Annotated in this window: 19 protein-coding genes; 13 read left to right on the forward strand and 6 right to left on the reverse strand. The window is 68.0% G+C overall.

Annotation, left to right across the window (positions count from 1 at the left end):
* The first annotated feature begins 200 nt into the window (after positions 1–200).
* Positions 201–971 (forward strand): sigma-70 family RNA polymerase sigma factor, encoded by a 771-nt coding sequence (locus QFZ61_RS06150; RefSeq protein WP_307034298.1) that lies wholly within the window; start codon positions 201–203, stop codon positions 969–971.
* On the opposite strand, the gene QFZ61_RS06155 is transcribed toward QFZ61_RS06150, so the two are convergent.
* Positions 929–1,870 (reverse strand): glycosyltransferase family 9 protein, encoded by a 942-nt coding sequence (locus QFZ61_RS06155; protein WP_307034300.1) that lies wholly within the window; start codon positions 1,868–1,870, stop codon positions 929–931. The two genes, QFZ61_RS06150 and QFZ61_RS06155, sit on opposite strands and share 43 nt — an antisense overlap.
* 93 nt (positions 1,871–1,963) lie before the next feature.
* Here QFZ61_RS06155 and QFZ61_RS06160 point away from each other — a divergent pair, with 93 nt between their 5' ends.
* From QFZ61_RS06160 to QFZ61_RS06190, 7 genes are all read left to right on the forward strand, one after another.
* A complete protein-coding gene (locus tag QFZ61_RS06160; protein ID WP_307034302.1) occupies positions 1,964–2,587 on the forward strand; it encodes an HAD-IIIA family hydrolase in 624 nt (207 codons plus the stop codon).
* Positions 2,584–3,660: a glycosyltransferase family 9 protein gene (locus QFZ61_RS06165; protein ID WP_307034304.1), complete on the forward strand. Its 1,077-nt coding sequence runs from the start codon at positions 2,584–2,586 to the stop codon at positions 3,658–3,660. Before QFZ61_RS06160 ends, QFZ61_RS06165 begins: the two co-directional genes overlap by 4 nt.
* Entirely contained in the window at positions 3,657–4,673 is a 1,017-nt protein-coding gene (locus QFZ61_RS06170; protein ID WP_307034306.1) for a glycosyltransferase, read from the forward strand. Before QFZ61_RS06165 ends, QFZ61_RS06170 begins: the two co-directional genes overlap by 4 nt.
* Entirely contained in the window at positions 4,670–5,950 is a 1,281-nt protein-coding gene (locus QFZ61_RS06175; protein WP_307034308.1) for a glycosyltransferase, read from the forward strand. Before QFZ61_RS06170 ends, QFZ61_RS06175 begins: the two co-directional genes overlap by 4 nt.
* Complete coding sequence (locus tag QFZ61_RS06180) at positions 5,947–6,657, forward strand: SIS domain-containing protein (protein ID WP_373427135.1); 711 nt, start codon at positions 5,947–5,949, stop codon at positions 6,655–6,657. Before QFZ61_RS06175 ends, QFZ61_RS06180 begins: the two co-directional genes overlap by 4 nt.
* Positions 6,654–8,027: a PfkB family carbohydrate kinase gene (locus tag QFZ61_RS06185; RefSeq protein WP_307034310.1), complete on the forward strand. Its 1,374-nt coding sequence runs from the start codon at positions 6,654–6,656 to the stop codon at positions 8,025–8,027. The genes QFZ61_RS06180 and QFZ61_RS06185 overlap by 4 nt, the downstream gene beginning before the upstream one ends.
* An 87-nt stretch (positions 8,028–8,114) precedes the next feature.
* Positions 8,115–8,825 carry an SDR family oxidoreductase gene (locus tag QFZ61_RS06190; RefSeq protein WP_307034312.1) on the forward strand — a complete coding sequence of 237 codons (711 nt, stop codon included), beginning with the start codon at positions 8,115–8,117 and terminating at the stop codon, positions 8,823–8,825.
* Here QFZ61_RS06190 and QFZ61_RS06195 read toward each other — a convergent pair.
* The gene (locus QFZ61_RS06195; protein ID WP_307034314.1) at positions 8,791–9,960 is read right to left on the reverse strand and encodes a glycosyltransferase family 9 protein; all 1,170 of its coding nucleotides are present in this window, start codon (positions 9,958–9,960) and stop codon (positions 8,791–8,793) included. The two genes, QFZ61_RS06190 and QFZ61_RS06195, sit on opposite strands and share 35 nt — an antisense overlap.
* 248 nt (positions 9,961–10,208) lie before the next feature.
* Here QFZ61_RS06195 and rfaE2 point away from each other — a divergent pair, with 248 nt between their 5' ends.
* Positions 10,209–11,726 (forward strand): D-glycero-beta-D-manno-heptose 1-phosphate adenylyltransferase, encoded by a 1,518-nt coding sequence (rfaE2, locus tag QFZ61_RS06200; protein ID WP_307034316.1) that lies wholly within the window; start codon positions 10,209–10,211, stop codon positions 11,724–11,726.
* 10 nt (positions 11,727–11,736) lie between these two features.
* Here the strand turns inward: rfaE2 and QFZ61_RS06205 are convergent, their stop codons facing one another.
* Genes QFZ61_RS06205 through QFZ61_RS06215 form a run of 3 tightly spaced genes read right to left on the reverse strand, consistent with a single transcriptional unit; the run spans position 11,737 to position 13,554 of the window.
* On the reverse strand, positions 11,737–12,630 hold the full coding sequence (locus QFZ61_RS06205; RefSeq protein ID WP_307034318.1) for a glycosyltransferase family 2 protein: 894 nt from the start codon (positions 12,628–12,630) through the stop codon (positions 11,737–11,739).
* The gene (locus QFZ61_RS06210; RefSeq protein WP_307034320.1) at positions 12,627–13,196 is read right to left on the reverse strand and encodes a cysteine hydrolase family protein; all 570 of its coding nucleotides are present in this window, start codon (positions 13,194–13,196) and stop codon (positions 12,627–12,629) included. The genes QFZ61_RS06205 and QFZ61_RS06210 overlap by 4 nt, the downstream gene beginning before the upstream one ends.
* Complete coding sequence (locus QFZ61_RS06215; protein ID WP_307034322.1) at positions 13,174–13,554, reverse strand: hypothetical protein; 381 nt, start codon at positions 13,552–13,554, stop codon at positions 13,174–13,176. Before QFZ61_RS06215 ends, QFZ61_RS06210 begins: the two co-directional genes overlap by 23 nt.
* Before the next feature lie 232 nt (positions 13,555–13,786).
* Here QFZ61_RS06215 and QFZ61_RS06220 point away from each other — a divergent pair, with 232 nt between their 5' ends.
* The 3 genes from QFZ61_RS06220 to QFZ61_RS06230 are packed head-to-tail and all read left to right on the forward strand — an operon-like array spanning position 13,787 to position 16,042.
* Positions 13,787–14,935, forward strand: a complete 1,149-nt coding sequence (locus tag QFZ61_RS06220; protein ID WP_307034324.1) for a zinc-dependent alcohol dehydrogenase — start codon at positions 13,787–13,789, stop codon at positions 14,933–14,935.
* Positions 14,936–14,950: 15 nt separating this feature from the next.
* Complete coding sequence (locus QFZ61_RS06225; protein ID WP_307034325.1) at positions 14,951–15,529, forward strand: hypothetical protein; 579 nt, start codon at positions 14,951–14,953, stop codon at positions 15,527–15,529.
* A gap of 3 nt (positions 15,530–15,532) precedes the next feature.
* Positions 15,533–16,042: a DUF2243 domain-containing protein gene (locus tag QFZ61_RS06230; RefSeq protein WP_307034327.1), complete on the forward strand. Its 510-nt coding sequence runs from the start codon at positions 15,533–15,535 to the stop codon at positions 16,040–16,042.
* A 40-nt stretch (positions 16,043–16,082) separates the two neighbouring features.
* On the opposite strand, the gene QFZ61_RS06235 is transcribed toward QFZ61_RS06230, so the two are convergent.
* A complete protein-coding gene (locus tag QFZ61_RS06235) occupies positions 16,083–16,304 on the reverse strand; it encodes a hypothetical protein (RefSeq protein WP_307034328.1) in 222 nt (73 codons plus the stop codon).
* Positions 16,305–16,451: 147 nt separating this feature from the next.
* Between QFZ61_RS06235 and topA the strand changes: the two genes are divergently transcribed.
* Positions 16,452–19,184 (forward strand): type I DNA topoisomerase, encoded by a 2,733-nt coding sequence (gene topA / locus QFZ61_RS06240; protein WP_307034331.1) that lies wholly within the window; start codon positions 16,452–16,454, stop codon positions 19,182–19,184.
* The last annotated feature ends 102 nt before the right edge of the window (positions 19,185–19,286 follow it).

A 19,286-nucleotide genomic window follows, 5' to 3' on the forward strand; every position in this document is an offset into this window, starting at 1 on the left:
TCAACCACGGTTGTCCGCCTCTTCCTCCGAGCGCTAGAGACCCCGCCTGGGCCCTGTCCACGTCCCGCCCGTCCGAGGGGCCAGCATAGCGCTGCGGACGGGAACGAAGAAGCATTGAATTATAAGCACGCTTATGTTCCACTGCTTCTACGTCCTCCGACGCGATTTCCGGGACCCCCATGGTCAAAGGAAGTACCGACATGGATGAATCCAGCGCTTTTTCGCGACCCGACAGCCAACTGCGGCGGGCTGTGGAAAACAAACGCGTCCTCGACTACTTGGAGCTGGCCGAATCCTTGGCGGCGCGCTTCGCCGGCAGGGCCCGTGAACGGGACGACCTCACCCAGGTGGCCTATCTGGGCCTGGTCAAGGCGGCGCGCGCCTTCGATGAATCGCGAGGAGTCAGCTTCCCCGGCTACGCCGCGCCCACCATCACCGGCGAACTCAAGCGCTACCTTCGGGACCGGTGCTGGGTCGTACGGCCCCCGCGCCGGGTCCAGGACCTTCGGGGCGAACTGGTGCGTGAGGGCCCCGCGCTGGCGCAGGCCCTGGGCCGGAACCCGACTCCCGCTGAACTGGCCCGGCGGCTTGGGGTTCCGGTCCAGGAGGTCGGGGAAGCGTCCGCGGCGGCCTCCAGCATGCGGCCTGATTCCCTCGACGCCGCCGGCCCGCACTCTGACGGTCCCGCCGCGGCGGAGCTCCTGGCAGTTCAGGATCCTGACTTCGAGCGGCTGGACGAGCTTATCTGCCTGACCCAGGCGGTCAGCGAACTGTCCGCCGAGGACCGGACCTTGCTTTACCGCCGGTACTTCTGCGAGGAAAGCCAGACGGACCTGGGCAGGCGGTTCGGGGTATCGCAGATGCAGATTTCGCGGCGGCTTTCCAGGGTCCTGGTACATCTGCAGGAGCGGCTGTCGGAGCGGCAGATTCAGAGCAGGCCCAGTTCGCGGACCGCGTCCAGGACGTCGTGAGCGGAGACTCCCAGCAACGCCGGGTCGGGATCCGCAGCGAACGTGTCGCCGCGGCGCAGTTCGGCCTGGGTCAACGCGATGTGGGGCCCCGGCGGGGGACCCCACTCCTCGGGAGCAGCCGGTCCGAACAGCACCACCGAGGGGCGCCCGTAGGCCGAGGCGAGGTGCGCCGCCCCGGTGTCCGCCGAGATGACCAGGCGAGCCTGGGCAACCAGCGCCGCGAACTGTGCCAGCGACTGTTTCCCCGCGAGGACCGCCGCGGCGCCCGCGCCGGCCCGAAGCGCGACGTCTGCGGCCCGGGGTCTGTCTGCCGCCCCGCCGGTGAAGACCACGCGGTGGCCGGCTCTCTGTAACCCGGCCGCCACCTCAGCAAAGCGTTCCACCGGCCATAGACGGCTGCCGTAGGCGGCGCCGACGTGGATCAAGGTGCTTCCCGGGCGCTGCGTGGGAATGTCCGGGGCAGACAGGAAGAGGTCGCCGGGATCGGCGTGGATGCCGTGCCACTGCAAAAGACCGGCCCATCGGGCACGTTCGTGGACCCCGTCCCGCCAAGGTGGCCCGGGCTGCGACTCCGAGCGGTGCGAGATGATGCGGTTGGCCTCAAGCGCCTCGATCCGCGACTGGCTTTCCGGTCCGCAGCCGTGAAGGTTTACCGCTACGTCCACGATTCCCGGCCGCAAAGCCAAAGGTTCGTCCAGTCCGTGCGTTGGGAGCAGCTCAAACCCGCCCACCAGGGCCACTGCGTCTTCGAGCCAGCCCTGCGCCGCGTAGAGGAGCCGGTGCTCGGGATAGGCGCGGCGCAGGCCGTGCAGCGCCGGTACGGCCACCAGGAGGTCACCCAGCTTGAGTGCGCGCAGGACCAGCAGCACCGGTCTGCCGTCGTCGTGAAATCCCACCATCGAGGGCGCCCTCCTGTTCCTCTGTTTCCGGATTCTAGCCGGAACCGGTGGTCGGGGCGTTTAGCCGTTGCACGTTCGGGGAACGGTGCAGTTATGGAGCCTTCCGCCGGACGAGTGCTGGGGGCCGTCCTGTTCGACCGGGACGGCACCCTCATCCACGATGTGCCCTACAACGGCGACCCCGCCCGCGTGCGCCCGATGCCCTCCGCCAGGGAGGCGTTGCGCTGCCTCCGGGTGCGGGGCCTTGCCACCGGAGTGCTCAGTAACCAGTCGGGCATCGGCCGGGGCATTCTGACCCTTGAACAGGTGGCTGCCGTGAACGTCCGGGTGGAGCAGCTCCTTGGCCCCTTCGACGTATGGGGTATCTGCCCGCACCGGGCGGAGGACCGATGCGCGTGCCGGAAGCCGGCGCCGGGCCTGATCCGCCGGGCCTGCCGGCAGCTTCGGCTCGCGCCGGCAGAGGTGGCTTACGTCGGCGACATCGGAAGCGACGTCGAAGCCGCGCAAGCCGCAGGGGCACGCGGTATCTTGGTCCCGACCTCCGAGACGTTGCAGACAGAGGTTGAGGCTGCTCCGGAAGTCGCGCCGGATCTTTGGTCCGCCGTCCAGCTGTTACTTGCTGCGCCGTCGGAAAGGCCGACGCACTTGCCGCCGGCAGCGCCGCAGGCGGTGTCGGCACCGGTGTGGAAGGCTGCGGTCCGGGGACAGGTCCGATGAGCCGCGTCCTGATCGCCCGGCTCGACGGCGTCGGCGATGTCCTGCTGGCCGGCCCGGCCGTCCGCGCCGTCGCCTTCGGCCGGCGTCCCGACGGCGGCGCTCCCAACGACGTCGTTGTGCTGTGCGGTCCCGCGGGGGAACCGGCGGCGTCCCTGCTGCCCGGTGTGACGGAGGTTTTTAGCTGGAGCTGTCCGTGGATCGTCAAGCCGGCGCCGCCGGTGAATCAGGGCCACCTTGAGACTCTCAGCTCCTTCGTCCGGAACTCACGGATCGCCGAGGCCGTCATTTTGACGTCATTCCACCAGTCGCCGCTACCGCTGGCCCTGCTGCTCAGGCTGGCGGGCGTGGACCGCATCACCGGTGCCTCCACGGATTTCGCGGGAAGCCTGCTGGACGTGCGGCTGCGGCCCGGCGAGGACTTTCCCGAGGACCAGCCGGAGGCCGAACGCGCCCTGGGTATCGCGGGTGCGGCCGGTTTTCGGCTTCCGGCCGACGACGACGGGAAGCTGCGGGTGCGGGACGTCCCGGACGTGCGCCCCCTGGTGGGGGAGGAGCCGTATGTTGTGGTCCACCCCGGCACGGCCGCGCCGTCCCGGGCGTGGCCCCCGCTGCATCATGCCGCGGCCGTGGAGTTGCTCGAGGGGGCAGGCCACCGGGTCGTGGTCACCGGAGCCCGGAACGAAGCCCGACTGACGGCGACAGTGGCCGGGCCCTCCGCCCTGGATCTCGGCGGCCGCACGGACTTCCGGACGCTGGCCGGTGTGCTGGCCGGGGCCACGGCCGTGGTCACGGGCAACACCGGGCCGGCGCACCTGGCGGCGGCGGTGGGCACCCCGGTGGCGTGCCTGTTCGCTCCGGTCGTGCCGGCGGTCCGCTGGGCTCCTTACGGTGTGCCGCTGGAGATCCTGGGCGATCAAAACGCCCCCTGTACCCTCAGCCGCGCCACCGAGTGCCCGGTTCCGGGGCATCCGTGCCTGTCCTCGGTGTCTCCGGAGCAAGTCGTCGAGGCGGTGGAACGGCTGGCTGGCGGAGTGTCGTCGCTGTCCACCCGCCGGAAAGTGAGGCATTCATGAGGATCCTGCTCTGGCATGTCCACGGCTCCTGGACTGACGCTTTTGTCCGAGGCAGCCACGAATACCTCCTGCCCGTCCTGCCCGGCGGCGGGCCCTGGGGCCTGGGCAGGGCAGGGCGTCCCTGGCCGGACTCCGTCCGCGAAGTCAGGCTGGATGCGCTGGACCCGGACAGCGTCGATGCGGTGGTCCTGCAACGGCCCGGTGAAGCGGCCGAGGTGGCCCGCGTCCTGGGCCGGGAGCCGGGCAAGGACCTTCCGGCGGCCTACCTCGAACACAACGCCCCCCGCGGGGATGTGCCGAACTCGATCCACCCCCTCGCCGACCAGCAGTCCATCCCGGTGGTGCACGTGACCCACTTCAACGAGCTGTTCTGGGATACCGGCTCAACTCCGACGCTGGTGATCGAACACGGCATTCCGGATCCCGGTTACGCCTACACCGGTGAAATCCCCGCGCTTGCCGCCGTCGTCAATGAACCGGTCCGGCGGGGGCGGGTTGCCGGCACAGACCTGCTCGGCCGTTTTGCCGCCGCAGCGCCTTTGCGGGTCTTTGGCATGGGCGGTGACGGGCTGCCCGGCGCCGTCGCCTTGCCGCCGTCGAGGCTCTCCGTGCAGGGGGACCTGCGCACGGACCTGCTGCACCGCGAAATGGCCCGCTGCCGGGTCTACCTGCATCCTTTCCGTTGGACCTCGCTGGGACTGGCCCTGCTGGAAGCCATGCACCTCGGCATGCCCGTCGTGGTGCTGGGAACGACCGAAGCGGCACGTGCAGTCCCGCCGGAAGCGGGAGCGATTTCGACCTGTGTGGATGACCTGGTCCACACCGCCCGGGTGCTCATCGAGGACCCGGACGAAGCCCGCCGCCGTGGGGTGGCTGCGCGGGAGGCGGCTCTGCGCCGCTACGGGCTGGCCGCATTTCTGGCCGCCTGGGATGTCCTGCTGGAGGAGCTGACCGGCCCGCGTTTTCGGACCGGACGCCTCCTCATTCCAGCCCAAGAAAGGTGGAGCGAGTGAAGATCTCAATGGTGTCCGAGCACGCAAGTCCGCTGGCGGCCCTCGGCGGCATCGACGCCGGCGGCCAAAATGTCCACGTGGCCTCCCTGTCCGCCGCCCTGGCCAGGCGGGGGCACCACGTCACCGTGTACACCCGGCGGGACGCGGAGGATCTCGCGGCCAGGGTGCGGGTGGCCCCGTGCCTGGAAGTAGTCCACGTAGAGGCCGGCCCGCCGCGGCATGTGCCCAAGGACGAGCTCCTTCCGTTCATCGGCGAGTTGGCCGACGGTATTGCGCGCGACTGGGAAAAGCGGCCGCCGGAGGTCGTGCACGGGCACTTCTGGATGTCCGGGCTGGCCTCCCTCGACGCGTCCCGGCAGCTGGCCCATGGCGGTCACCGCATCCCGGTGGTCCAGACGTTCCACGCGCTCGGCACGGTCAAACGCCGGCATCAAGGAAACGCGGACACCAGTCCGCCGGAAAGGCGCTGGCTGGAGCCCTCGGTCGGGCGCAGTGCTGACCGCGTCATAGCAACCTGCTCCGACGAGGTGTTTGAGTTGAAGGCGATGGGGGTAGCCCCCGAGCGGATTTCAATCGCGCCCTGCGGCGTTGACCTGAGGCTCTTTTCCGGCACGGGCGCTCGGAGCCCGCGCAATCGGGGCCACCGGATACTTTCCGTCGGGCGTCTTGTGCCCCGCAAAGGGGTGGAGATTGTGATCCGGTCCCTGCCCGCTCTGCGGGACGAGGGTTTCGACGACGTCGAGCTGCTGATCGTGGGCGGCGCCGGTGACGCCGCCGCAACGGAAACCGATGCCGAGGCGCGCCGGCTCCTGGCCGTCGCTGCGGAGCTGGGCGTCCGCGAGCAGGTCACCTTCCTCGGACAGGTGCCCCGCAACGCCATGCCGGGAATCTTCCTCAGCGCGGACGCTGTGGTCTGCACGCCTTGGTACGAGCCGTTCGGCATCGTTCCGCTGGAAGCCATGGCGAGCGGCATTCCGGTGGTGGCAGCGGCGGTGGGGGGTCTGCGGGACACCGTTGTAAACCAGGTGACGGGATTGCTTGTGCCGCCCCAGGATCCGGCGGCTACAGCCGCAGCGCTAGCCCGATTGCTGGCGGACCCGGGGCTGGGCCGGCAACTGGGCCGGGCCGGCCAGCAACGGGCCCGTGCCCGCTACAGCTGGGACCGGGTAGCCGCCGAAACCGAGCATGCATACCGGGAAACCCTCCGAACGAGCGCAAGACACAGTGGGCGCGCGGCCCGCGGGCAGTTCCAGCGGGTGGAAGGAGCGGCGCTGTGACTATCGAATCCTCGTTGGCGCAGGCGATATACCGCTGCCGGGTCAGTACGCGGTCCGCCGCGCTTCCGGTTGCGGTCCGGCAGCCAGCCGACTCGGCCGTTCCGGGCACGGACGCCGCCGTGGAGGCACACCTGCTCAACGTCCTGCCGTCGCTGGAATCACTGCGCGGCCAGTCGGCCCGGTTGGCTGCCTGGGGCGGGGAGTTGGCCCGCCGGCTCCTGGCCGGCAACCGCCTGCTAGCTGCCGGTAACGGCGGTTCGGCTGCCGAGGCGCAACATCTAACGGCCGAACTCGTGGGCCGGTTCGACGGCGAGCGCGCGCCGTTTTCCGCTATTTCCCTGCACGCGGACACCTCAGCTGTGACTGCGATTGGGAATGACTACGGATTTGAGGAGCTCTACGCGCGGCAGGTCCGCGCTCATGGCCGTCCCCGGGATGTGCTGATGCTGCTCTCCACCAGCGGTCGAAGTGAGAATTTGATTCGGGCCGCCAAGGCTGCCGCGGGTCTGGGCGTCACGACTTGGGCGCTGACAGGACAGGGGCCGAACCCGCTCACCCGATGCTGCGATGAAGCAATTACTATTCATGGGCCTGCCGCCAATGCCCAGGAATGCCACTTGATCGCGGTGCACGCCGTCTGCCGGGCGTTCGACGCCGAGATCCACCGGTTAGGCGCACAGGAATTTCCGCGGGAGTTGCGGCCATGAACATTGTTGTGGTGGGCGATGTGCTGCTGGACGTTGACCTGGACGGCGAAGCCACCCGTCTCTGCCCGGACGCGCCCGTCCCTGTCGTCGACATCACCACCGTCAGGGCCAGGGCAGGGGGCGCCGGGCTGGTGGCCAGGATGCTGGCCAATGACGGCCATGACGTGCGCCTCGTGACGGCCCTGGGCCGTGACGAACCCGGGCACCGGCTCCTGGGGGAACTGACGGGCATCACCGTGGTTGCCGGGCCGTCGGGGGCGCCGACGCCGGTCAAGACCCGGCTCCGGGCAGGCGGCCACCCCGTGGCCAGAATTGATGAAGGCTGCCGGGTGCGGTCTGCGCCGGAGGTTACTCCGAAGATGCTGGCGGCGTTAAGCGACGCCGACGTTCTGGTGGTGGCGGACTACGGCCGGGGCCTGACCAGGAACAGCAGCCTGCGGACCGCCGTCGCAACGCTGGCCCGCAGTGTTCCCGTCATCTGGGACCCGCACCCGGCCGGAGCCGCGCCGGTACCCGGGGTTACCGTCGTGACCCCGAACCAGTCCGAGGCCCAGGCCGCCGTCCGGGCAGCCGGGGCGGGTGCTCCCGGGGGGGCCGGTGAGGTTGCCGCGGCACTGCTGCGGCACTGGCAGAGCAAGGCAGTGCTGCTCACGCAGGCGGACCAAGGGGCCACTCTTGTCCAGGTATCAGCCCCGGTGCCAGTTCACCTGGCGGCGCCAAGTGTTGCCGTCCGTGATTCCTGCGGCGCCGGCGACCGGCTGGCGGCCAGTCTTGCTGGCCACCTCGTCAGCGGATCCGCGCTCGAGGAATCCTGCCGCCGTGCCGTCCGGGAGGCGTCCGCGTTCCTGACCGAAGGCGGCGTCGCGGCACTGCCCTCCCTGCCACGCCCGCTGCGGTTCCCCTCCGCAGAAGCGGAACCGGACGCTCTGGCCGTGGCACGGCGGGTACGGGCGCTCGGCGGCACCGTTGTCGCCACCGGCGGATGTTTTGACCTGCTGCACGCCGGACACGCCCGTACGCTTGCCGCGGCCAGGGGCCTGGGGGATTGCCTCATCGTGTGCCTCAATTCCGACGACTCGACCCGCCGCCTCAAGGGGGCCGGGCGGCCGATCATCAGCCAGCAGGACCGTGCCGAGCTGTTGCTCTCGCTCCACTGCGTGGACGCGGTGCTGGTCTTCGACGAGGCCACTCCGGAAAGGGCCCTGGCGCAGCTCCGGCCGGACATCTGGGTCAAAGGCGGGGACTACGATCCTGCCCGGCTGCCCGAAAGCGCTTTGGTGCGGAGCTGGGGAGGCCGCTGCCTGAGCGTCCCATACCACCCCGCACGGTCCACAACCGGCCTGGCGGCGGCGCTGGCCCGCGTGGGCTGACGGCGTTAACACCGGCAATGCGCGCACCAGGACCTGCGGCGCAGAGAAGTTCCGGCCCGGAGCGGGCCGGCCAACGAAAGGAACATCATGACAAGGACCATGCTGCCCACCCTGCCCGGCATCCGGGTGGTGGTGACCGGAGGGGGATCAGGGCTCGGCGCCGCCATCGTCGACGCCGTGCTCGAAGCTGGCGGGACGCCGTTCGTGCTGGACCGGGACGTCCGGAATGTGGCCGGGGCTAAAGCCATCGAAGTCGACGTCGCAGACCGCGCAGCAGTCACGGCGGCGGTGGCCCAGGCGGCTGAAGCCCTTGGCGGCCTGGACGCGGTGGTCACCGCGGCCGGGATTGACCGCTGCGGGAAGTTGGAAGACGTTGCGGCCGATGAATGGGAGAAAGTCATTTTCGTGAACCTTCTGGGCACTGTCTCGGCAGTGCGGGCGGCGCTGCCCTTCCTGAAGTCATCCCGGGGCCGGGTGGTCACCGTGGCGTCGACCCTGGCCAAACGGGCACTGCCGGAAGCCTCAGCCTATTGCGCCTCCAAATTCGGCGTACTCGGATTCAGCCAGGCGCTCGCCGCCGAAACAGCCGGTGAAATCGGGGTGACGACGCTGATTCCGGGCGGCATGAAGACGAGGTTCTTTGATGACCGGGCCGAGCAGTACAAACCGCGTGACGACTCGCGGCTGAACGACCCCGCCAACGTGGCCCAGGCCGTGTTGTTCGCGCTCTCCCAGCCGGCCGGGTGCGAGATCCGCGAGCTGCTTATCTGCCATGCGCAAGAGGACTCATGGCCGTAAGGTCCCGCACATCGGTGTGGACCTCCGCAGGGCTGATGTCCGTCAGCACGGAGATGTCGTGCTCGCACCGGGATGCCGTCCAGCCGACCTGCGTGAGGTCCGCGCCGCACTCGGGACAACGCGTGACCCAGGACAGCTGGACGCGGTGCAGTCCCCGGCCCAGCGGACCGGCGTTGATCAGGTTACCCACCCAGAACAAGCCCACCGTGGGTGTGCCCAGGGCCTGGGCCAGATGCCGGGGGCCGCTGTCGTTGCCCAGCAGGACCGCGCACTTGCTCAGCAGCGCCGCCAGCGTGCCCAGGCTAAGTTCGCCGGCGAGGGTCGAGACCAGATCGGAGCCAGCGGCAGCGACGACCTCCTCGGCCAGTTCCTGCTCCGCCGCCGAACCGATGACCACCACCCGGCAGCCATCGGCCGCGCAACCCGCGGCCACTTCGCCAAAGCACTTGGCCGGCCAGCGCCGCCGCGGGTCCGTGGCACTCGGATGAACCGCTACCAGCGGGCGTTCCGAACGTCCGCGGAGCTGCTCAAGCAGCGCGCCGGCGGCGACGGCGCTTCGCCTCGTGGGCCTAATCCTGGCCTCCAGCTCGGTCGGGGGAGCGCCGGCCAGTCCGGCAACTTCCAGAGCCCGCAGCGGTTCGTGCTGGTAGTAGAGGTAGGGGAGGTTGCGCTCCAGCGGTGCAGCGTCGGGTGTCCGCAGCCCGACGGTGTGGCGGGCGCCCAGACGCAGCAGGAACGGATTGGAGAATCGTCCCCCGCCGTGCACCTGGACGGCGAGGTCGAAGCGTTCCCGCTTCATCGCGTCGAAAAACGACTCGACAGCGGCCGGGTCTTCCAGCCCGGGCCGCACGCCTTCCGAGACCGGCAACACCCGCACATCACGTACCGGGCCCACCGTGTTCTCCAGCAGTTCAACGTGGCCGGGGGTGCCCAGGAGCGTCACCCGGGCGGCAGGATAAGCGGCCGCCAGTGCGGAAACGGCGGGCAACGCGAACAGCAGATCGCCCAGACCTCCGCCGCGCAATACGGCGATCCGCGAGACGTCCGGGAACTTCTCCAGCACGGGGCCGACTCCACAGGGCCGCGGGCCGGCGCCGCCCTGTGCCTGGCCGTATCCCTCGTCGAGTTCTTCCACTGCGGACTCCTGTTGGTTGGATCCTCTTGGCCGTGGGCCAACCCTATGGCCCGGCCGCGGGGTTTGGCTATCGCCCGGGCCGGGGAGTTTCGGTCCCTTGCCGCCGGGCTCTGCGGCCGGCGAAATCCCCTCGGGTGTAAAGGCGCCCGGACGGGGTATAGAGCAGGTAAGACGGCGGGAAGGAACCAGATGTCTTTAACCACTTGGCAGCCGCGTGCCCCTCGGAGCGGGCGTCCGGGGGCGCAGCCGTGACCGGGCCTGAGCCTCACGCCCGCGACGCCGGTCCGCTCACCGAACAGCGCGGCCTCACCGAATGGCTACCCCAACGGTTGGCCTCGCTTCATCCCGCGATCACCGTCGTCGGCGATGTGATGCTCGACGGGTGGTGGTCCGGATCGATCGACCGGCTCTGCCGGGAAGCTCCCGCTCCGGTGGTTGAGGTCGCCAGCCGAAGCTATTCCCCGGGAGGGGCCGCCAACACGGCCATGAACCTGGCTGCCCTGGGCGCCCGGGTGCGGCTCGCCGGGATCACCGGCCAGGACGAAGCCGCCGCCGAACTGTTGCGGCAGCTGGCAGACGCGGGGGTGGACACCAGGTACGTCCATCAGGTTCCGGGCATTGCCACCACCACAAAGACGCGGATCAGCAGCGCCGGGCAGGTGTTGCTGCGGCTGGACGAAGTCCAACGGAACGTCCCGGCGGACGCGCTTGACGCCCTGGCCGAGGCCCTCGCCCAAGTCTTGCGGGACCAGGACGCGGTGGTCGTCTGCGATTACGGTGCCGGGGCGCTCGCCGGACCCGTGCGGGACGAACTGCGGGACGCCGTCGCCGGGGTGCCCGAAATACTGGTCGTGGTGGACGCCCACCAGCCGCAGGCCTGGTCCGAGCTCAAACCGCACCTCGCTACCCCAAACGCGCTGGAAGCAGCCGGGATGATCGGGCTCAAGCTTGGTGCCGGACCCGGTCGGGCGGAACTTATGACCGCCCATCGGGAGGCGTTGCTGGAAGCAACCGGCGCCGAGGCGCTCGTCGTCACCCTCGACCGGGAAGGGACGGTCCTGCTGCCCAGCACCGGCGAAGTCCACCGGACCTGGGCTAGGCCGGTCCACGAAAAGCAGGCCTCGGGGGCCGGTGACACCTTCGTCGCTGCACTGACGCTGGCCCGTGCTGCCTCGCTGCCGCTGACCACCAGTGTGGACCTCGCGCAGGCCGCCGCTGACATTGCGGTTCACCGTTCCGGGACTTCGGTGTGCAGCACCGCGGACCTCAGCAGCCACCTGGGACGCTTCACCGACACCGCGCTCGGCGCCGACGAACTGTCGATCCAAATCAACCTGCAGCGCGCGGAAGGAAAGCGGGTCGTCCTCACCAACGGGTGTTTCGACGTCCTGCACCGGGGGCACACCCGGTATCTGAACCAGGCCAAGCAGCTTGGCGACATCCTCGTGGTGGCACTCAACAGCGACGACTCCGTCCGACGGCTCAAGGGGCCTGGCCGCCCGGTCAACACGATTTCGGACCGCGCGGCAGTGGTGGCCGCACTTAGCTGCGTGGACTATGTCACGGTCTTTGAGACAGCGACGCCGATTCCCCTGATCCAGAAGATCCGGCCCGAGATCTACGCCAAGGGGGGAGACTACACCCCTGCGATGCTGGCAGAAACGCAGGCGGTGGAGGAGTACGGCGGACGGGTCGCAATTCTGGACTACGTGCCCGAACTGTCCACCACCGCCGTCGTGGAGCGGATCCGCCGGGGCACCCCCTGAGCCCGGCAGTTCAGCTCTCTTCCTTTCCCAGCACCACGTCGTAAGCTTCGACATTCCTTTCGGTGACGGTGGTGGGCGATTCGAGGTGGACCGCTGCTGAGGGAAGGATGCCGGCGCCGCCAAATTTTTCCATCACACGCCACTGGGCCAGGACATCCTCACCCGCGTGATCCGGCCCCAACTCCGTCCAGAAACGGAAGGCTCCGGCGTCGTCGAGGGCGGCGCGCCGGTACATTGCACAGCCGCCCACCCACGCCACCCGGTACGGCAGCCACTCGCCCGGGCCCAGATCAATGGCTTCAGCGAGGTGCGTGAGGTTGGCGGCGTTGTGCAGCGGCCAACGGTCGTAGGCGGGCGTGCCGGGACGGATCTTCTCCGGCCGCACCGGGCCGTCCCACACCTCAAAGGCGGTGGTTTCGCCCGGCCGCCTGTCGGACAAGTAGGAAAGCCCCTGCGGCGCCATGCCCACGAATCCGCAGTCAAGGCGATCCAGCGCCTCTTGGAGCGTCGCGAGCGCGGCAGGTTCCAGCCAGATGTCATCGTCGAGGAAGAGGCACCTGTCCGCGCTGGACTGCTCATACAGGAACTGCCGGTGTTCGGCGAGCCCCCTCCGGGGCAGGTGTTGCAGGAGGGTGACCTCCCGCCCCTGTGCCCTGAGGACCCGGACCATGGCCGCCGCTGCCGGGTGTTCCCACCCGGCCGGTCCCTGGGACTGGTCGCTGACCACGACCCGGAAGAACGGATGCGACTGGGCTGCCAGCCCGGCAAGCGTCACCGCAAGTTCCGCGGGACGGTCGCAGGTGGGAATCAGCACGTCGACGGGCGCCGGGGCAGGCCCCTGCGCCCCGGGCGCCGGCCGTTGCGGCATGGCGCCGTTCCACTGCGTCGGGATCCGCTGTGTCACAGCCGGGAAGGGAGCCGGGCCTCCAGAAGGTCTTCGATGTCCGCGATGTCCAGAACCTGCTGGCGGTATTCGCGGCAGAGGATCTCCTGAACGGCAGTTGCCGCTTCGGCATTCTCAGACGCCGTTGCCTCGCCGGCGTAGATGACCCGGAAGTTGTGGCCGAATGCGTCCGCCGCGGTCTGGGCAATGCAGTTGTGCGTGGAGATGCCGGCAAGCACAAGCGTGTCGACGCCCCAGTTCCGCAGCCGCCAGACCAGGTCTGTGCCGAGAAAGGCGCTGTCCCTCGTCTTGACCATCTGCGGCAGGTCCTCGGTGCTGAGCCCCGACACGAACTCGGCCTGCTCGCTTCCCCGGAAAATGAAGCCCTGGTCATCGTCGAGCATGTTGAGGGTCCAGGTGGACCTATCCCTTTCGTGCTCCGTCCGCACCAGCAGGACCTTGGTACCCGACTCCTGCGCGGCCCTGATCAGCCTGTTACAGGCAGTGGTGATGCCTTCCCGCTGGCTTTGGAGCCCAGGATCCTCGAAGAAGGCGTTCTGCATATCAATGATCAGAACGGCGATCATCCGGGCCCCCTTCGTTGGTGTTCTTATCCGCGTGGCGGAGGTTCCTTGAGGACGGGCCGCCCTTGCTGCGCCGCCAGACCAGGGCTGCGGCGGCAAGGGCGAGGATGACGGCTGCCGCGATGACGTAGGGCGCATAGTCCACCCGGTTCTGCTTCGCAGCGGGAGTTTCGCCGGTACCAGGGTCCACGGGACCCGGCGTCGACGGGGAACTTGAGGGGTTGGGCGCCGTCGAACTCGCGCTGACGGAACCGGTAATTGGCGATGCGCTGCTGACCGTGGCGCTGGCGGCACCGGCCGGCAGCAGCAGGGCGGAGGACAGCGCCACGGCGGCGAGGGCGGAACTGAAACGGAATCGCATCGAATTCTCCTTAACAAGCAATTGCAGGAAACGGCGCTTGGAGCTCGGGCGGTGTCACGCCGGATCAATCATCAGTCTACTTACTATATCTTTGAAGGGGCAGTCCGGCCAGCGTGCGCACGGGCAGTGCAAGTTCGAAAATAGTCAGCTTACTTACGAAAAAGCATTGACCTGCTACGTCCGTTCGGTCGATGGTGGAACCGTACGTTTGCCAGGTTCTAAGGGGGCACTTTTGAAGGCCATGGTGTATCGCGGTCCGTACAAGATCCGGGTCGAAGAAAAAGACATCCCAACGATCGAACATCCGAACGACGCCATCATCCGCGTCACCCAAGCGGCAATCTGCGGTTCGGATCTGCACCTCTACCACGGGATGATTCCCGACACCAGGGTGGGGACGACCTTTGGCCACGAGTTCGTCGGGGTGGTCCATGAAGTCGGTTCGTCGGTTGAGAAGCTCAAGGTCGGCGACCGTGTCATGGTGCCGTTCAACATTTACTGCGGCTCGTGCTTCTTCTGCTCGCGCGGCCTGTTCTCCAATTGCCACAACGTCAACGCCAACGCAACGGCAGTGGGCGGCATCTACGGCTACTCGCACACCGCCGGCGGCTACGACGGCGGCCAGTCCGAATTCGTGCGCGTTCCGTTCGCCGACGTCGGCCCCTCGCTGATCCCCGAATGGATGGACGAGGAGGACGCCGTGATGCTCACCGACGCCCTGCCCACCGGCTACTTCGGTGCACAGCTCGGGGACATCAGCCAGGGCGACACCGTGGTGGTTTTCGGTGCCGGGCCGGTGGGACTCTTCGCGGCGAAGTCGGCCTGGCTCATGGGGGCGGGACGGGTCATCGTCGTCGACCAGCTTGAGTACCGGCTGGAGAAGGCACGGACCTTTGCGCACGCGGAGACGTACAACTTCGCCGAATACAAGGACATCGTCGTCGAGCTCAAGAAGGCCACCGGTTATCTCGGGGCCGATGTTGTCATCGACGCCGTCGGTGCCGAAGCGGACGGCAACTTCCTGCAGCACGTCACCGCCGCCAAACTCAAACTCCAGGGCGGGTCGCCGATTGCGCTTAACTGGGCGATCGACGCCGCCCGCAAGGGCGGCACGGTCTCGGTCGTCGGTGCCTACGGGCCCATCTTCAGTGCCGTGAAATTTGGTGACGCTGTAAATAAGGGCCTGACCATCCGCACCAACCAGTGCCCGGTGAAACGTCAATGGCCCCGGCTTTTCGAGCACATCCAAAACGGTTATTTGAAGCCGAGTGACCTGGTGACCCACCGGATTCCGCTGGAACACATCGCCGAGGGGTACCACATCTTCTCGGCCAAGCTCGACGGCTGCATCAAACCTCTCGTGGTTCCCACCGCAGGCTAAGAAGGAGCACGAACCATGACCTACACCGCGAACAAGCCCGCGCTGCCGGAAACCATTGACCAGCTGCGGGCCCGGATCCCCGGCTGGGGTGTCGACTCGGATCCCAAGGACCGGCCTTCGGTACCCAGGGAACAACCCGGCATTGAAACCGGCGCCCACTGGGATTTTCCCGAACGGCAGCCGGAGAAACAGCCACGCGAGCGGTCCATCGAACACGAGTTCCTGACCCCGGTTTTCGGTACCTCGGTGCCTCTGAAGGGTCTTTCGGGAGCGATGCGGAAGTACGCCTATAAGACGTACAGTGAAGCCCGGGCGGCGCACTGGCTGATTCTGGTCGCAGCCGACCGCGTCGACGCGTGGGAAAGCCACCTCGCCTCATTGGCGACGGCACGTCCCGACAATCCTCTGACCGAGACCGGGGTACGCAGCGAGATTCCCGCCCACGGACTCCGCTCCCGCCGCGGCTCCCGCGCCGACAAGAACCACCAGTGGATGGATCCGGTCCTGGTGGCGGGCCCGTGGCTGCTGGCCGGCGGGGCAGTGGCAGTCGGCCTCAAGGCACTCATGAGCCGATGGTCGAAAGGGCGCAGCTAAGCCATGAGCGTCGCAGCCGTGCCGGTGCGCCGGGAAGCGGCCTCACGGTGGCCCGGCCTGTTGCTGGGCCTGGGTCTGGGCGGCTTCATCGACGGCATCCTCCTCCATCAGATCCTGCAGTGGCACCACATGGTCAGCCACGTCGAGAGCTTCCCGGTCACAACGCTTCGCGGCCTGGAAGTCAATACGCTCGCGGACGGATTCTTCCACGCCGGGACCTGGCTGCTCGTCCTCGCCGGCTCGACCGCGGCCATCGTGTCCTGGCGCAAGGGGCAACGGGCGCCCAGTTGGAGGTTCCACTTCGGCCTCCTCATGGCGGGCTGGGGGATCTTCAACCTCGTCGAAGGGCTCATTGACCACCAGCTGCTGGGGATCCATCACGTGCGGGACGACCTCGGCGGCCCCTGGACGTGGGACGTCGGCTTCCTGATCTTCGGGCTCCTGCTCACCGCCGGAGGTTTTGCGCTCCACCGGCTGGGCGGAGAGAAGCCTGCCACCCGGCCGCAACGATAGGGCCGGGAGTGACGGCTAAGCGCGGCCCGACTCGCCCGGCTTAGACGGGGTTATTGGTATCCCCGAGGGACTCCGGGTCCTGCTCTTTGCCGTAGCCGGCCGCGGAGGCCAGGCCGCCGACCTGCTGCCCGGCGTTGGTTTGCCCCGAGGTGAAGCCGCCTTCATCGGTGCCGGGGGCTGCGCCGGCGGCGGGTGCGACGTCGTCGCGCAGGTGTTTGTCGGCGGGCAGATCGCTGGTGGGGCGTGCTCCTTGGTCGCTCATCTCTCCAGACAACCACCCTGCCGCGTCGATCGCAACGGCGTCGCCTAGGGGCGGCCCAACGGCCGGATGCGCGGGATTCTGCAAAATATGGTGAACTAGGCGGGTATGGGCGCATCTGCCCGAGCAACCATTTTCTGTAGGAGCACCGTGCCAAGCAAGGCCCCCACCGGCAAGAAACTCGTGATCGTGGAGTCTCCGGCCAAGAGCAAGACCATCGCCAAGTACCTGGGCGAGGGTTTCATCGTTGAGGCCTCCATCGGTCACATCCGCGACCTCCCGCAGCCCTCGGAGCTCCCTGCAGAACTGAAGAAAACGCCGCTGGGCAAGTTCGCCGTCGACGTCGAAAATGACTTTAAGCCGTATTACGTGGTGTCCCCGGACAAGAAGAAGAAGGTCGCTGAACTCAAGGCGCAACTCAAAGGCGCCGACGCTCTTTACCTCGCAACCGATGGGGACCGCGAGGGCGAGGCCATCGCGTGGCACCTGCTGGAAGTCCTCAAGCCCAAGGTGCCGGTCTACCGGATGACCTTCGGCGAAATCACCAAGGAAGCCATCCACCGCGCCATGGACAACCTGCGCGACGTCGACCAGGACCTGGTGGATGCCCAGGAAACCCGGCGCGTGCTGGACCGCCTCTACGGCTATGAGATCTCCCCGGTGCTGTGGCGCAAGGTGGCCAGGGGTCTGTCCGCCGGCCGGGTGCAGTCCGTCGTGACGCGCATGGTGGTGGACCGCGAACGTGAACGCATGGCCTTCAAATCCGCAGGTTATTGGGACCTGACCGGCCAGTTCGGCGCGGAGTCCGGTTCCTTCAAGGCCAAGCTCGCTTCCGTGGACGGCGCCAAGGTTGCCAGCGGCCGTGACTTCAACGACGACGGCGAGCTCACCTCCCGCGGCGTGGTGCACCTGAACGAGGAACTGGCCACGTCCCTGGCCGCGGGCCTGCAAAACGCGGAGTTCCGCGTCCGCTCGGTCGACACCAAGCCGTACACCCGGCGCCCCACCGCGCCGTTCACCACGTCGACGCTGCAGCAGGAGGCCGGCCGCAAGCTGCGCTTCTCCTCCAAGAGCACCATGCAGGTAGCGCAGCGGCTGTACGAAAACGGCTACATCACCTATATGCGTACCGACTCGAACGCGCTGAGCAACGAGGCCATCACTGCCGCACGGCGCCAGGCCTCCGAACTGTACGGCCCCGAGTACGTTCCACAGTCGCCCCGGGTTTACAGCGGCAAGGCCGCGAACGCCCAGGAAGCGCACGAGGCCATCCGGCCCGCCGGCGACTCGTTCCGGACCCCGGCGCAGGTCGCCAAGCAGCTCTCCGGCGACGAGTTCCGCCTTTATGAGTTGATCTGGAAGCGCACCGTCGCCTCGCAGATGGCCGACGCCAAGGGCTCCACCGCAACCATCCGCCTTGGTGCCGTCACCGAGGGCGCCGCCGATCGCCGGGATGCCGAATTCTCCGCCTCCGGAACCGTCATCACCTTCCCGGGCTTCCTCGCAGCCTACGAAGAAGGCAAGGACGAAAGCCGCGGCGATGAGGACTCCGAGGAGGCCCGCCGGCTGCCGAACGTGGCGAAGGACGATGTCCTTACTGCCTCTGAGATTGCCGCCATCGGGCACGAAACCTCGCCGCCGCCGCGGTACACCGAAGCGTCCTTGACTGCGGAGCTGGAAAAGAAGGGTATCGGCCGCCCGTCGACCTATGCCTCCACGATCTCCACCATCCAGGACCGCGGTTACGTCCGGAAGCAGGGCTCCGCGCTGGTGCCGAGCTGGATTGCGTTCTCCGTGATCAGGCTGCTCGAACAGCATTTTCACGACTATGTGGACTACGACTTCACAGCCGACATGGAAGCGGACCTGGACAAAATCGCCAACGGTCAGGAGGCCGGCCCCGCCTGGCTCAAGCACTTCTACTTCGGTGCCGACGCCGCCCCGGGCCTGCTGAGCATCGTCAACAACCTGGGCGAAATTGACGCCCGGGAAATCAACTCCATCCCGATCACCGACGGCATCACGCTGCGCGTCGGCAAGTTCGGCCCGTATCTGGAAAGCTCGGTCCCCACCGTGGACCCGAAGACCGGCGAGGTCGTGGAGTCCGCCCGCGCGAACGTGCCAGAGGACCTGGCCCCGGATGAGCTCACCGCGGCCAAGGCGGTCGAGCTGATGGAGACCGCCGCACCGGAAGAACGCGTCCTCGGCGAGGACCCGCACACCGGCCACACCGTCGTGGCCAAGAACGGCCGGTACGGCGCCTACGTCACCGAGATCATCCCGGAAATGACCGAGGAGCAGCTCGCCAGCCAGCCGGTGGAGTACTACAAGAACGGCAAGCCGAAGCCGCCGAAGAAGCCGGTCAAGGCCAAGCCGCGCACCGGGTCGCTGTTCGCGTCCATGAGCGTGGACTCAGTAACCCTTGACGAGGCCTTGCAGCTGATGAGCCTCCCGCGGGTCCTCGGCCAGGACGCCGACGGCAACCCGATCACGGTGCAGAACGGCCGCTTCGGCCCGTACCTGAAGAAGGGCACGGATTCCCGCTCGATCGGGTCGGAAGAGGAAATCTTCACCATCACGCTGGAACAGGCGCTGGAGATCTACTCCCAGCCCAAGCAGCGCGGTGCCCGTGCGGCCGTCCCGCCGCTGGCCGAGTTCGGGCCGGACCCGGTCTCAGAGAAGAACATCGTGGTGAAGGAAGGCCGTTTCGGCCCGTACATCACCGACGGCGTCACGAACATCACCGTTCCGCGCAGCACCTCGATCGAGGAGCTGACCCGGGAACAGGCCGTTGAACTGCTCGCCGAGAAACGCGCCAGGGGACCGGTGAAGCGGACCACTACGCGCAAGGCACCGGCGCGCAAGGCCGCAGCCAAGAAGTAGGGGGTGCTGCCCGGCTCGCGGGTTCCGGCCGGGCTCGCTGTCTGCAAACGGCGACGGCGGACGGAACCCGCGAGCGGGCGCCCGCGAGCGGTTGTGCACATA

This window comes from Arthrobacter sp. B3I4 (assembly GCF_030816855.1).
Lineage (GTDB): Bacteria > Actinomycetota > Actinomycetes > Actinomycetales > Micrococcaceae > Arthrobacter.